The 13944-nt window shown below is 70.4% G+C and carries 12 protein-coding genes; 4 read left to right on the top strand and 8 right to left on the bottom strand.

The genetic code is table 11. The annotated features are described in order from the left end of the window. Positions 1–40 precede the first annotated feature (40 nt). Both rpmA and rplU read right to left on the bottom strand, forming a co-directional pair. The gene (gene rpmA / locus BGO45_RS01640; RefSeq protein WP_076490345.1) at positions 41–301 is read right to left on the bottom strand and encodes a 50S ribosomal protein L27; all 261 of its coding nucleotides are present in this window, start codon (positions 299–301) and stop codon (positions 41–43) included. 18 nt (positions 302–319) lie between these two features. Further along, complete coding sequence (rplU, locus tag BGO45_RS01645) at positions 320–628, bottom strand: 50S ribosomal protein L21 (RefSeq protein ID WP_022878253.1); 309 nt, start codon at positions 626–628, stop codon at positions 320–322. Between the two features lie 212 nt (positions 629–840). Here rplU and BGO45_RS01650 point away from each other — a divergent pair, with 212 nt between their 5' ends. Beyond that, a complete protein-coding gene (locus tag BGO45_RS01650) occupies positions 841–1113 on the top strand; it encodes a DUF4031 domain-containing protein (RefSeq protein ID WP_292690304.1) in 273 nt (90 codons plus the stop codon). A gap of 87 nt (positions 1114–1200) precedes the next feature. On the opposite strand, the gene BGO45_RS01655 is transcribed toward BGO45_RS01650, so the two are convergent. Then, positions 1201–3711, bottom strand: a complete 2511-nt coding sequence (locus tag BGO45_RS01655) for an Rne/Rng family ribonuclease (RefSeq protein ID WP_292690306.1) — start codon at positions 3709–3711, stop codon at positions 1201–1203. 433 nt (positions 3712–4144) lie between these two features. On the opposite strand from BGO45_RS01655, the gene BGO45_RS01660 reads away from it, so the two are divergent. Then, positions 4145–4744 (top strand): vitamin K epoxide reductase family protein, encoded by a 600-nt coding sequence (locus BGO45_RS01660; RefSeq protein ID WP_076490341.1) that lies wholly within the window; start codon positions 4145–4147, stop codon positions 4742–4744. Positions 4745–4915: 171 nt separating this feature from the next. Here BGO45_RS01660 and ndk read toward each other — a convergent pair whose 3' ends face one another. Genes ndk through ileS form a run of 4 tightly spaced genes read right to left on the bottom strand, consistent with a single transcriptional unit; the run spans position 4916 to position 10466 of the window. Continuing rightward, positions 4916–5332, bottom strand: a complete 417-nt coding sequence (gene ndk / locus BGO45_RS01665) for a nucleoside-diphosphate kinase (protein ID WP_063257668.1) — start codon at positions 5330–5332, stop codon at positions 4916–4918. A gap of 3 nt (positions 5333–5335) precedes the next feature. Continuing rightward, positions 5336–5749 carry a DUF4233 domain-containing protein gene (locus BGO45_RS01670; protein ID WP_292690311.1) on the bottom strand — a complete coding sequence of 138 codons (414 nt, stop codon included), beginning with the start codon at positions 5747–5749 and terminating at the stop codon, positions 5336–5338. After that, complete coding sequence (locus tag BGO45_RS01675; protein ID WP_292690313.1) at positions 5737–7089, bottom strand: folylpolyglutamate synthase/dihydrofolate synthase family protein; 1353 nt, start codon at positions 7087–7089, stop codon at positions 5737–5739. Before BGO45_RS01675 ends, BGO45_RS01670 begins: the two co-directional genes overlap by 13 nt. Further along, entirely contained in the window at positions 7086–10466 is a 3381-nt protein-coding gene (ileS, locus tag BGO45_RS01680) for an isoleucine--tRNA ligase (protein WP_292690315.1), read from the bottom strand. Before ileS ends, BGO45_RS01675 begins: the two co-directional genes overlap by 4 nt. Positions 10467–10752: 286 nt before the next feature. On the opposite strand from ileS, the gene BGO45_RS01685 reads away from it, so the two are divergent. Then, positions 10753–12057 (top strand): MFS transporter, encoded by a 1305-nt coding sequence (locus tag BGO45_RS01685; protein WP_292690318.1) that lies wholly within the window; start codon positions 10753–10755, stop codon positions 12055–12057. Positions 12058–12090: 33 nt separating this feature from the next. Beyond that, entirely contained in the window at positions 12091–12714 is a 624-nt protein-coding gene (locus tag BGO45_RS01690; RefSeq protein WP_292690320.1) for a hypothetical protein, read from the top strand. Between the two features lie 259 nt (positions 12715–12973). Here the strand turns inward: BGO45_RS01690 and BGO45_RS01695 are convergent, their stop codons facing one another. Beyond that, positions 12974–13804: an endonuclease domain-containing protein gene (locus BGO45_RS01695; protein ID WP_292690322.1), complete on the bottom strand. Its 831-nt coding sequence runs from the start codon at positions 13802–13804 to the stop codon at positions 12974–12976. Positions 13805–13944 lie beyond the last annotated feature (140 nt).

A 13944-nucleotide genomic window follows, 5' to 3' on the forward strand; every position in this document is an offset into this window, starting at 1 on the left:
CACAGTGCCCACCCCCTCGGGAACGCCGTGCGCTGCGGAATTACTCCGCGGCGGCTGCGACGATGTTGACGACCTTGCGGCCGCCCTTCTGACCGAACTCGACGGAGCCGGCGGCGAGGGCGAACAGCGTGTCGTCGCCACCGCGACCGACGTTGGCGCCGGGGTGGAAGTGCGTGCCGCGCTGGCGGACGAGGATCTCGCCGGCGAGGACGGCCTGGCCGCCGAAGCGCTTCACGCCGAGGCGCTGTGCGTTGGAGTCACGACCGTTGCGGGTGGAGCTTGCGCCCTTTTTGTGTGCCATCTCTGCGTCTCCTGGCTCTTACTTGATGCCGGTGATCTTGACGCGCGTGAGGTCCTGACGGTGGCCCTGGCGCTTCTTGTAGCCGGTCTTGTTCTTGAACTTCTGGATCACGATCTTCGGACCGCGCTCCTCACCGAGGACCTCGGCCGTGACCGAGACCTTCGCGAGCTTGTCGGCGTCGGTCGTGACCGTCTCGCCGTCGACGAACAGGACGGCTGGCAGCTGGATGCTCTCGCCGACCTTCGCCGCCTGGCGGTCGAGCACGACGATCGTGCCGACCTCGACCTTTTCCTGCCGGCCGCCGGCGCGCACAACTGCGTAAACCACTTCACACCTGTTTCGTTCGGGAGCGCACGGCTCCGGTTGTCTGATGACGTCGGGAGGGCTTCGAGCCCTGAGTCTCGGTGCGATCCGGCCGACCGGAGTCGACGGGGTCTCGCGTCAATCGCGCGGACACGACGCACCAAAGGACGAGTTTAGCCCACCTGGCGGCATCCGGCAAAAGCATCAGGACCGCGTGTCGGCCGTAGGATCGCGATGTGGCCATTCTCATCGACGACGCGCAGTGGCCGGCGCACGGCAGGCTTTGGGCGCACCTGGTGAGCGACGCGAACCTCGACGAGCTCCACGCCTTCGCGGCGGCGGCCGGCATCCCCCGCCGAGCCTTCGACCTCGACCACTACGACGTGCCCGACGAGCGGCACGCCGCCCTCGTCGCCGCCGGCGCCGAGCATGTCGGCGGACGTGAGCTGGTCCGTCGTCTGCGCGCCTCGGGCCTGCGCATCACCGCCCGCGAGCGCCGCGGTATCTAGCCGATCCGCGTGAGGGGTCGATATCGGTCGCCCGACCGTGGTCGGAAGCGACGGATATCGACCCCTCACACGTGAGACAGACGGGGGCTACGCCTCCGTGGTCGGCTGCGCGTTCACGGGAGTGCCGGTGAGCGCGGCGGTGGTCACACGGCGGCGAGAGCGTCCCTGACCGGGCGCCTTGGGCTCGGGCAGAGCCTCGAGCACCGACTCGAGCAGCGCGTCCTTCTCGGTGCGCGGGGCCCGCGGCTCACGCTTCTTGCGCGGGCGCTTCTCGCGCGCGGGCGCCTCGGCCTTGGCATCCAGAACCGCCTCGACCGACGCGACCACGGCGGCCTCGACGACCGCCGGGTCATCGACCGTCGGGTGGATCGTGGATGCCGCAATCTGCGCGAGCGCCGACTTCACGCCTTCGGTGATCACGTGCGTGCCACCGGTCGGCGCCGCCTGCGCACCGTTGCCGTTGCCGCCGCCCGCGCCGCCGGCCGCGGCGGAGCCGTTGCCCCCGCGGCCTCCGCTGCGGCGGTTGCCGTTGCCGTTGCCGTTGCCGTTCGCGGCGGGCGTCGAGCGGTGCTTCACCACGGGGTCGTGGTGCACGATGACACCGCGGCCGGCGCAGACCTCGCACGCCTCGCTGAACGTCTCGAGAAGACCCAGGCCCAGCTTCTTACGGGTCATCTGCACGAGACCGAGGGAGGTGACCTCGGCGACCTGGTGCTTCGTCCGGTCGCGGCTCAGGCACTCGATGAGGCGGCGCAGCACGAGGTCGCGGTTGGACTCGAGCACCATGTCGATGAAGTCGACGACGATGATGCCGCCGATGTCGCGCAGACGCAGCTGGCGGACGATCTCTTCCGCGGCCTCGAGGTTGTTCTTGGTGACCGTCTCTTCGAGGTTGCCGCCCGACCCGACGAACTTGCCGGTGTTGACGTCGACCACGGTCATCGCCTCGGTGCGGTCGATCACGAGCGAGCCGCCCGAGGGCAGCCAGACCTTGCGGTCGAGCGCTTTCTCGATCTGCTCGGTGATGCGGAATGCGTCGAACGGATCCTGATCGCCCTCGTACTTCTCGACGCGCTCGAGCAGGTCGGGGGCGACTCCGGCCAGGTAGTTGGAGATCGTCGTCAGCGCCTCGTCACCCTGGATGAGCATGCGCGTGAAGTCCTCGTTGAAGACGTCGCGAACGATCTTGACGAGCAGGTCGGGCTCGGAGTGCAGGAGCGCCGGGGCCTGGATCGTCTTCACCTGCGTACTGATGTGCTCCCACTGCGCGGTGAGGCGCTGGACGTCGCGCGTCAGCTGGTCCTCGGTGGCGCCCTCGGCAGCGGTGCGGACGATGACGCCCGACGACTCGGGCAGCACCTCCTTGAGGATCTTCTTCAGACGCGCGCGCTCCGTGTCGGGGAGCTTCCGGGAGATGCCGTTCATCGATCCGTTCGGCACGTACACGAGGTAGCGGCCGGGCAGCGAGATCTGGCTCGTCAGGCGGGCGCCCTTGTGGCCCACCGGGTCTTTCGTGACCTGCACGAGCACGCGGTCGCCGGACTTGAGCGCCAGCTCGATGCGGCGGGGCTGGTTGCCGGTCTCGACGCCGTCCCAGTCGACCTCGCCGGAATACAGCACGGCATTGCGGCCGCGACCGATGTCGACGAACGCCGCCTCCATGCTGGGCAGGACGTTCTGCACGCGACCGAGGTAGACGTTGCCGATGAGCGAGGCATCCTGGTTCCGGGCGACGTAGTGCTCGACGAGCACGTTGTCCTCGAGGACACCGATCTGGATGCGACCCCCCTTGGAACGCACGACCATGACACGGTCCACGGCCTCGCGGCGGGCGAGGAACTCGGCCTCGGTCACGACCGGGCGGCGGCGTCCGGCTTCACGGCCGTCGCGCCGACGCTGCTTCTTGGCCTCGAGACGCGTCGAACCCTTGATGCGCTGCGGCTCGGTGATCAGTTCGACCGCGCGCTGGCGGACGGGAGCGGCCGGAGCCTCGGCCTGGTCGTCGGTGCCGGCTGCCGCTCCCCCGCGCCGCCGGTTGCGGCGGCGCGCGTTGGCGGACGTCCGCTCGGCGGGCGCCTCGTCGTCGCGGTCATCGACCTCGTCGCGCACGGGGAGAGGCGGGAGCTCGGGGGCGTAGAAGTGCAGCTGCGTCGAGACGGCCGACACGAACACCTCGGGGAGCAAACCCAGCGAGACCGCGGTGGGGATGGCCGGCTGCTCGGGCTCGGCGGGGGCTTCGGGCTCGGCGGGGGCTTCGGGCTCGGCGGGAGCGTCCGCGGCGGGGGCTTCGGTCGCGGCGGGAGCTTCGGGCTCGGCGGGGGCTTCGGGCTCGGCGGGGGCCGTGTCGACCTCGGGTTCCACGGCGTCGGTCGCGGTCACGGCGACGGCGTCGACGGCATCCACCGCATCCGTCGAGAGGACGGCGGGCTCACCGGCGTCGCTCTCCGCGGCGGACTCGGCGTTGTCGACCGCGGCCTCGTCGTCGGGATCGGTGTCGGTCGACGGTGCGTCCGTTGCCGCGTCCTCGACCTGCGTCGTGTCGGGGGTGTCGTCCACCGGGGTCTCGGTGGGGATCTGATCTTCGGTTGCGTCAGCCATGTCGGGCGTACTCCCTGGCGGGCGACACCGCGCGTCGCCCGGCGAAATCTCGTGCGGCGCCGCACCCGGCGGGGCCGCGAACTCACTCGGTCTGCAGCAGGCCTGCGGCTCGTGCTGCGAAGGGCGGTCATCGCCCGAAGTCTTCTGGTGATTCGCCTGCGGCGCGGCCGCGGCTCATCGAAGCTCCATTATCGCACGGTCGGCCCGATTCGCTCACAGGCACCGTGGCTCTTCGTGCTCGATAAACGCGATTCGCGTTCAGAAACGCGACGGCGGCGCGTTTCTCGCCGCCGATCGCGTTTATCGAGGAGGAGGGACGGGGCGCCTCCCGACGACACGGCCTCCCGCCGACGGCGCCTCCCGACGACACGGCGTCTCGACGCCGAGGCATCCCACAGCGGCTGCATCGCCGGACGGTGGAAGAATCGCGAGCATGAGTGAAAGCGTCGCCCCGCGCCGGCCCACGGTCCTCGCGGTGTGGTTGATCATCGCGGGAGCGATCGGATGGTGGGCGGCGTTCTCGCTGACGATGGAGCGGTTCCGTCAGCTCATGGACGGCGGGCAAGCGGCATCCTGCGACTTCAGCGTGCTCGTCCAGTGCACCGCGAACCTGAAGTCCTGGCAGGGCAGCGTCTTCGGATTCCCGAACCCGATCATCGGTCTCGCCGCGTGGATCGCTCCGATCGTGGTCGGCTTCGCCATCCTCGCCGGCGCACGGTTCGCCCGCTGGTTCTGGATCCTCTTCTGGCTGGGCATCGTCGGGGCGATGACCTTCGTCATCTGGCTGATCTCGCAGAGCATCTTCGTGCTCGGCACCCTGTGCCCCTGGTGCATGGTGACGTGGTCCGTGGTGATCCCCACGTTCTTCGCCGTCACGTTGCACCTGCTGCGCGAGGGCATCTTCCCCGTCGGCGCGAAGACGCGGAACGTCGCCGCGTCGCTCATGGCCTGGGTCCCGCTCATGGCGTTCGGCGGCTACGTCGTCGTCGCCGTGCTGGCACAGCTGCGACTCGACGTCCTCGGACAGATCTGACGTCGTCCACACGCCGCCCGCACAACCTCGGCGATCCTCACATCCTCAGTCCGTTCCGGACGGATGCCACGGAGCCGGGGCGGATCGCGGTGTCGGCGCCGCGCGGCCCCGGCGGAGACGCCAGAACGGCCGCCGCCCCACACGGGGACGGCGGCCGTCGTGGCATCCGGGTCAGGCGAACCAGATCGCGAGCTCGCGTGCGGCGGACTCGGGGCTGTCGCTGCCGTGGACGAGGTTCTGCTGGACCTTGAGGCCCCAGTCGCGGCCGAAATCGCCGCGGATCGTGCCCGGGGCCGCGGTCGTCGGGTCGGTGGTGCCGGCGAGGGAGCGGAACCCCTCGATGACGCGGTTTCCGGCGAGGCGAATCGCCACCGACGGGCCGGAGAGCATGAACTCCAGCAGCGGCTCGTAGAACGGCTTTCCCTCGTGCTCGGCGTAGTGCCGCGCCAGGGTCTCGCGGTCGGGTTCGACGAGGCGGATGTCGACGAGGGCATAGCCCTTCGCCTCGATGCGGGCGAGGATCGCGCCGGTCAGGCCGCGGGCGACGCCATCGGGCTTGACCAGGACGAGGGTCTCTTCGGTGGCCATGGGTCATTCTCCGTTCGAGAGGTCGGGGTCGGCGGCCCTCCGCGCGTTGGCGCGGTCGAGGGCCGCTCCCTTGATCGTCGCATACGCCCACATACCGCCGAAAATGAGAGCGACGACGGCGAGGGCGGGAACGAGGATGCCACCGAGCGCCAGGATCACCTGCAGAGCCCAGCCGACGATGATCGCCCACCGATGACGGAGCAGCCCCGAGGTCGCGACCATCGCCGCGGCCATCACGACGCCGCCGACGATGCCCCACCACGGCTCGATGCCCCACGGGAGCGCCTTCAGACCGTAGACCACGAGCCCGCCCAGGAAGACGACGATCGACTCGAAGCCGAGGACGACGGCCCCGAGGGACTCCTGGGCCCCGCGGACGCGGCGGGGGCGGCGCTCGCGCGGGCTCACCCCTGCCACCCGGCCTTCCAGTCCTCGAGCTCGGCGAGGCGGATCGCCTCGCCCGCGAGCACCACCGACCCGGCGATGACGACCGCGCGCCGATCGGACTCGGACGCCCAGGCCCGCGCGGCGTCGGCCGCATCCTCGAGCGTGGGGTGCACCGTGACGGGCACGTCCGCGGCCTCGGCCACGTCCGCGATGACGTCGGGATCCCCCGCGCGTTCGCTGTCGGGAGCGGTCGCGAAGACGCGCGCCACGGCGGGGGTGAGCGTCGAAACGATGCCGACGGTGTCCTTCCCCGCGAGGATGCCGACGACCGCCCCCCACTCGTCGATGTCGAACGCCTCGTCGAGCGCGGCGACCAGCGCGCGCGCTCCGTGCGGGTTGTGCGCGGCGTCGACGAGCACCGTCGGTGCGGTGCCGAGGAGCTGGAGGCGTCCCGGCGAGGTGACGGCTCCGAGGCCGTCCGCGACGATCTCGGCGCTCAGCGGCTGCGTTCCTCCCCCGATGAGCGACTCGACGGCGGCGACGGCGAGGGCTGCGTTCGCCCCCTGGTGCGCTCCGTACAGCGGAAGGTAGAGCTCGGAGTAGGTGCCGGCGACGCCGCGCACCGTCAGCAGCTGCCCGCCGACCGCGAGCGTCTGCGCCTCGAGGGCGAACCCCTCGCCCGCGAACGCCACGGTCGCGTGCATGCGCTCGGCGCGGGCGAGGATCGCGCGCCGCGCCTCCTCGGGCTGCGCGGCGGAGACCACCGCGGCACCCTCCTTGATGATCCCGGCCTTGACGGTCGCGATCTCGGCGATCGTGTTCCCCAGGCGGTCGGTGTGGTCGATGTCGATCGGGGTGAAGACCGCGACGTCGCCGTCGGCGGTGTTCGTCGAGTCCCACTCGCCGCCCATTCCGACCTCGAGCACGAGGACGTCGATGGGCGCGTCCGCGCACGCGACGAACGCGAGCACGGTGAGCAGTTCGAAGAACGTCAGCGGCGCGTCTCCGGACGCTTCGAGTTCGGCATCCACGATCTGCACGAAGGGCTGGATCTCGTCCCAGGCGTCGGCCACCGCGGCATCCGCGACGGGCTCGCCGTCAATGAGGATGCGCTCGGTGAACCGCTCCAGGTGCGGACTCGTGAACAGCCCGGTCCGCAGGCCGAGCGACCGCAGCAGGCTCTCGATGATGCGGCTCGTCGACGTCTTGCCGTTCGTCCCCGTCACGTGGATCACGCGGTAGGTGCGCTGCGGGTCGTCGAGCAGCTCGAGCACGCGGCGCGTGCGCTCGACGCGCGGCTGCACCCACTGCTCGCCCTGCCGTTCGAGCAGGGCGCTGTACACGGCGTCGGCGCGGGAACGGTCGCTCATGCGGGTGCTCCGATCCGGGCGACGGCGACGGTCACGGCACCGACGTTCGCGTACGTCTTGGCCGCGATCACGTTCTCGAACTCCGGCGTGCGGGCATCGCCGCGCGCGATGAGCCGCTCGGTCCGGCTCGCGAGCACGACGCTCTCTGCGAGGGTCTCGGATGCCACGCCGGCGACGTCGAAGGCCTGGGCCACCGCCGCAGCGTCCGCGGGATCGTCGAAGGTGAGCGTCAGGGCGATGCGGTCGCTCACATCGAAGCCGGCGGCCTTGCGGGTGTCCTGGATGCCGCGGATCATGTCGCGCGCCAGCCCCTCGGCCTCGAGTTCGGGAGTCGTCACGGTGTCGAGCAGCACGAAGCCGCCCGTCGTCAGCACCGCGAGCGCCTCGCCGTCGGGCCGTCCGGCGGTCTCGACGACGAGGTCGTACTCGGCGGGTTCGAGCGGGATGCCCCCGGCCACGACCGTGCCGTCGACCTCGCTCCAGTCGCCCTCGCGGGCCGCCTTGATCGCCTGCTGCACCTGCTTGCCCAGGCGCGGACCCGCGGCGCGGGCGTTCACCGACAGCCGGTGCGTGATGCCGTACTCCGCGGCGGTGTCGTCCTGGAGGGCGACCTGCTCGACGGCCTTGACGTTCAGCTCGTCGCGCAGGATGTCGTCGAACTGCGCCAGCCCCGCGGCATCCGCGGTCACGACCGTCAGACGCGGCAGCGGCAGGCGCACGCGCTTGCCCTCCTTCTTGCGGAGGGCGTTGGCGACGCTGGAGACTTCGCGGACGGTGTCCATCGCGGTGCGGATGTCGGCCGCGGCCGGGAACGCCGTGGCATCCGGCCAGTCCTCCAGGTGGACGCTGCGGCCGCCGGTGAGTCCCTGCCAGACGCGCTCGGTCACGAGCGGCAGCAGCGGGGCGGCGACACGGGTCAGCGTCTCGAGCACCGTGTAGAGCGTGTCGAACGCCTCGCGGCTGGACGGATCGTCCGTGACGCCCACCCAGAACCGGTCGCGGGAACGGCGGATGTACCAGTTGGTCAGGACCTCGGCGAAGTCGCGCAGGCGCTCGGCCGCCGTGGTGGAGTCGAGGCCCTCGAGGTCGGCCGCGACGTCGCGCACGAGGTCACCCGTGAGGGCGAGGATGTAGCGGTCGAGCACGTCGGTGGAGTCGGTGCGCCACTCGGCGGTGTACCCGTCGCCCGACGCGTTCGCGTAGGTGGCGAAGAAGTACCAGGCATTCCACAGCGGCAGCAGGAACTCGCGGACGCCCGAGCGGATGCCCTCCTCGGTCACGACGAGGTTGCCGCCGCGCAGCACCGAGCTGGACATCAGGAACCAGCGCATGGCATCCGAGCCGTCGCGGTCGAACACCTCGCGGACGTCGGGGTAGTTGCGCAGCGACTTCGACATCTTCTGCCCGTCGTTGCCGAGCACGATGCCGTGGCACGAGACCCCGGTGAACGCCGGGCGGTCGAACAGTGCGGTCGAGAGCACATGCATCAGGTAGAACCACCCGCGGGTCTGCCCGATGTACTCGACGATGAAGTCCGCCGGCGAGTGCTCGTCGAACCACTCCTGGTTCTCGAACGGATAGTGCACCTGCGCGAACGGCATCGAGCCGGAGTCGAACCACACGTCGAGCACGTCCTCGATGCGGCGCATCGTGGAACGGCCGGTGGGGTCGTCGGGGTTCGGTCGCGTCAGGTCGTCGATGTAAGGACGGTGGAGGTCCACCTCGCCGTCCGCGTTGCGCGGCAGGCGGCCGAAGTCGGCCTCCATCTCGGCGAGCGAGCCGTAGACGTCGACGCGCGGGAAGTTCGGGTCGTCGCTCTTCCACACCGGGATCGGTGAGCCCCAATAGCGGTTGCGGCTGATCGACCAGTCGCGCGCGCCCTCGAGCCACTTGCCGAACTGGCCGTCCTTGACGTTCTCGGGCACCCAGGTGATCTGCTGGTTGTTCTCCAGCAGGCGGTCTTTGAAGTCGGTGACCCGCACGAACCAGCTCGACACGGCCTTGTAGATCAGGGGGTTCCGGCACCGCCAGCAGTGCGGGTACGAGTGCTCGTACGACGCCTCGCGCAGCAGGCGCCCACTCTGCGTGAGCAAGCGGATCAGGGGGCGGTTGGCCTCCATCCACAGCTCCCCCGCGACGTCGGTCACGGCCGACAGGAACCGCCCGCCGTCGTCGAGCGAGATGATGGTCGGCAGGCCCGCGGCATCCGCGAGGCGCATGTCGTCCTCACCGTAGGCCGGGGCCTGGTGAACGATGCCGGTGCCGTCGCTGACGGTGACGTAGTCGTCGACGAGGATCTTCCACGCGTCCTGCGTGCCCCACACCTCGGCATCGGCGTAGTAGTCGAACAGGCGGTCGTACGAGACCCCGCCGAGCTCGGCGCCCGTGATCGTCTGCACGACGGCCGCGCGGGCGGCATCCACCGACTCGTACCCGAGGTCTTTCGCGTAGCCCGGCAGCAGGTCTTCGGCCAACAGGTAGCGGTGCGCCCACGCCTCGCTCGCCTCGTCGGGAGTGCCGTCGGGCGCGCGGTGCACGTCGGCGGCACCGTTCGGACCGCCCGGGACGACGGCGTAACGGATGCCGGGACCGACCGCCAGGGCCAGGTTCGTCGGCAGGGTCCACGGCGTGGTCGTCCACGCGAGCGCCCGCACGCCGGTGAGCCCGAGCGCCTCGGCCTTCGCGCCCACGAGCGGGAAGGTCACGGTGACCGACGGGTCCTGGCGCATCTTGTAGACGTCGTCGTCCATGCGCAGCTCGTGGCTCGACAGCGGGGTCTCGTCGCGCCAGCAGTACGGCAGCACGCGGTAGCCCTCGTACGCGAGGCCCTTGTCGTGCAGGGTTTTGAACGCCCACAGGACGCTCTCCATGTACGACGTGTCGAGGGTCTTGTAGCCGCGCTCGAAGTCGACCCAGCGCGCCTGGCGGGTGACGTAGTCCTGCCAGTCGCGGGTGTACTCGAGCACCGACTCGCGGGCCTTGCCGTTGAAGACGGCGACGCCCATGCGCTCGATCTCGTCCTTCTCGGTGATGCCGAGCTGCTTCATCGCCTCGAGCTCCGCGGGGAGACCGTGCGTGTCCCATCCGAAGACGCGGTCGACCTTCTTGCCGCGCATCGTCTGGAAGCGCGGGAACAGGTCCTTCGCGTACCCGGTCAGCAGGTGCCCGTAGTGCGGCAGGCCGTTGGCGAACGGCGGGCCGTCGTAGAAGACCCACTCCTCGGCGCCCTCGCGGTTCGCGATGGACGCGCGGAAGGTGTCGTCGGCGTCCCAGAACGCGAGCGTGTCGCGCTCGATGTCCGGGAACCGGGGGCTGGGCACGACGGATGCCGCGGCATCGGCGGCCGGGCCGAAGGATGAGGGGCGTGGGTAGGTCATGTCTCTCCGCAGGTTGCGATCCACCTGCGGGGACGATCCGTTCGGACCGCGGTACCACCCCGCATTGCGCCCACCGGGGTGTGCGCCGCTCTCACTGCGGCTGTGACGGGCCTGCCCCGCTCGGTTCTACTGGGGGTGGTGACCCTGTTCTTCCGAGAGCTCCCCGGTGATGGCCGGATCGGTGCTGATCCCGCCATTCTACGCGGTCCCCCGAACCGCGGCGGTCGGGTCGGGGAATGTCCGCGGATGCCTAGGAGTTTCTGGACTCGTGCCAAGATCGACTCCCGTGACCTCTGCCCCTCCCGCTGTCCGTCCGACCTCTCCCGCCCCGACGCGCCGCGTCGCCTGGGCGTCGATGATCGGCACGTCTCTCGAGTCGTTCGACTTCTACGTCTACGCGTACTTCGCCGCCTTCTTCGTCGGACCCCTGTTCTTCGCTCCGCTCGGTGAGGTCGGCGGGACCCTCGCGTCGTTCTCGACGATCGCGCTGGCATTCGTCGTCCGGCCGATCGGTGCGATCATCTTCGGCCACATGGGCGACCGGCTCGGCCGGCGCACGACGCTGCTGTGGACCGTCGCGATCATGGGGGTCGCCACGGGCCTGATCGGCGCGCTTCCCACGTACGCCCAGGCCGGATGGCTCGGCGTCGTGCTGTTGCTGGTGCTGCGCATCGCCCAGGGCCTGTCGCTGGGCGGCGAGTGGGGCGGCTCGATCCTGCTCGCGACCGAGCACTCGAGCCCCGTGAAGCGCGCGTTCTACGCCGCGATCCCGCAGCTCGGCTCCCCCGTCGGCTCGATCCTCTCCGCCGCGGTGTTCATCGTCATGACCGTCGCGCTGCCGGCCGACCAGCTCGCCGCGTGGGGCTGGCGCATCCCGTTCCTCCTCGCGCTGCCGCTGCTGCTGGTCTCGCTGTACCTGCGATGGTCGATCGACGAGACGCCCGTGTTCGAAGACGTGGTCGCCTCCGGTCGCCGTGACCGGCTGCCGGTGCTGACGATGTTCCGCGCCCGCCCCGTCGCCGTCGTGATCGCGATCGGTGCCGCGCTGCTGGGCATCGGGTCGTACTCGCTGATGAACACGTACACGATCAACTACGGCGTCGCGCAGCTCGGCTTCAGCTTCCAGGACCTGCTCGTGGCCACGACGATCGGCGCACTCCTGCAGTTGGTCACGATCCCCCTGTTCGGGGCCTGGGCGAACCGCATCGGTTCCGCGAAGGTGGTCGCCTGGGGTGCGCTGGGAACGCTGCTCATCACGTTCCCGATGTACTTCCTGCTGCAGTTCGCCACGTTCCCGATCCTCGTCGCGACCATGATCATCGGCGGGATCCTGCCGACGATGTCGTGGGCGGCGCTCGGTGGCCTCATGAGCGACCTGTTCCCCGACCACTTCCGCTACTCCGCGCTGTCGCTGACATACGCGATCGCCGCGACCATCTCGGGCTTCGTCCCGCTGGCGACCACGGCGCTCGGCACGCAGACGGCGTTCGCATGGTGGCATCCTGGTGTCGTGCTCGCGATCCTCTCGGTTCTGACGCTGGTGGCCGCGTGGGCCGCGTCGCGCCGTCGCCCCGAACCCCTCGAGGCCTGAGTGATCCGCGCCCGCGGCCCGTTGCCGCCCCGCGTGTCGGCGCCCGACCTGCCTCGGGAGTTCGATGACGTCGGTGGGCTCGGACCGCGGGCGGATCTGTTCGCCGCCCGCATCGTCTCGCTCGAGGGGCAGGTGGATGCCGCGCACTCGACGCTCGCGGAGTGCTCGATCGCGGAGGCATCCGTCGACTCCCTGGTCCTGACCGGCGCGACCCTGACCGACGTCGAGTTCGCGACGCTGCGGGCCACGGAACTGCTGGCTCGTGACGGGCGGTGGCGCAACGTCGCGATCGTCGGCGGACGCGTCGGCACACTGGACCTCTCGGGCGCCGACCTCGACAGCGTCGAGCTCCGCGGCGTACGGATCGACTTCCTGTCGCTGCGCGGCGCGACGGTGCGCGACGTCCTCGTCGCCGACTGCGTGATCGGCACGCTCGACCTTCCGCTCGCGAAGCTCGCGCGTGTGCGGTTCGAGGGATGCCGTGCCGACGAGGTCGATGCGGACGGACTGCGCGCCGAGCACACCGACCTGCGGGGCCTCGACGCCGTCTCATTCGGGCGACCCGACTCGCTCCGCGGCGTCACGCTGACCCACCGCCAGGTGGAGCTGGCCGCGACCGACTTCGCGCGGGCCCTCGGCATCGACGTCCAGGACTGAGGAGTTCCTGGCGCGCTCGGACGCCGGCGCCGGCTCAGGGATCTGCGCAGGCTCAGTCGGCATCCCGGGTTTCGGGCTGAGGTGGCGCGGTTCGATGAGATTGCGCGGATCACTGAGGCTGTGCGCGGGGTGCCGGGGCGTCGCGCTCGCTCAGGGATCTGCACAGGCTCAGTCGGCATCCCCGGTTTCGGGCTGAGGTCACGCGGATCACTGAGGTTGCGTCGATCGCGGGGGCGCGGGCGGGAACCCGGGCTGACTGTCACGCCCGGTGCAGGCCCTGCGCGACCGCGTGCAGGAGGCGGTCCTGCACCTCGGGCCACCGGTGCATGACCTGCTCGTAGCCGACACGGATGACGTGGTAGCCGAGGAGTAAGAGCTCCGCGTCGTGCCGGATGTCCGTGGTGCGCTGCGCGCCCACGTGGTGGCCGCCGTCGATCTGCACGACCAGCCTGTCGCCGATCAGCACATCCACGCGGTGTTCCGCGATCCACACCTGCACGTGGATCGTCAGCTTCAACCAGCGGAGCCGCACCACGAAGATCGTCTCGAGTCCCGAATCGGCCCAGGGAGTCGCCTGGTCGACCAGCGTTCGCGCGGCGCCGGTCCATGGCATCCGTTTCAGGGTGGACAGGTCGACCAGGCGCTTGTTGAGAGCAGAGTCCCAGACCGCGCGTGCTTCCTCGAAGGGAAGACAGGATGCCACCGTCATGAGGATGTTCTCGATGGGGTCATCCAGGGCATCGGGATGCCGTGGGACGATCGGGCGCTGCCAGTGCACCACGGCGGCGGACGTGGCGACCCGGCCGCGGCCCGGGTATGCGGCGTGCGGCGTCTCCGAGGCGTGCGCGACCCAGAGGCCGTGGCGCGCGGCTGCTGTGACGCACGACACGACCACTCCGTACCGCGCCGCGGCGACGAGGTCGGGATCGGCGCCGGGCACCGCGATCCAGCCGCGCCGCACGAGCCCCATATCGACCGCCTGCGCGATCTGATGCCGGCTGTGTCCGTCCGCGATGACGCGCGTGGAACGTGTGACGCCGCCGAGCGCAGTGACGTGCGCGGCGACGGCTCGGGCTGTGGTGGCATCCATTCCACGATCGTGGTGATCGCGCACACGCCGTGGGCGTCGTTGCCGCGACCTGTGGAGAGACGGTCGGCTGTGAAGGAGGGGCCGGCGCGTTGCGCAAGGTCAGTGATCGGCGGTGGTTGCGTCGGTTCTGCCTTACTCGG

The sequence above is a fragment of the Microbacterium sp. 71-36 genome (genome assembly GCF_001898305.1).
Classification (GTDB): domain Bacteria; phylum Actinomycetota; class Actinomycetes; order Actinomycetales; family Microbacteriaceae; genus Microbacterium.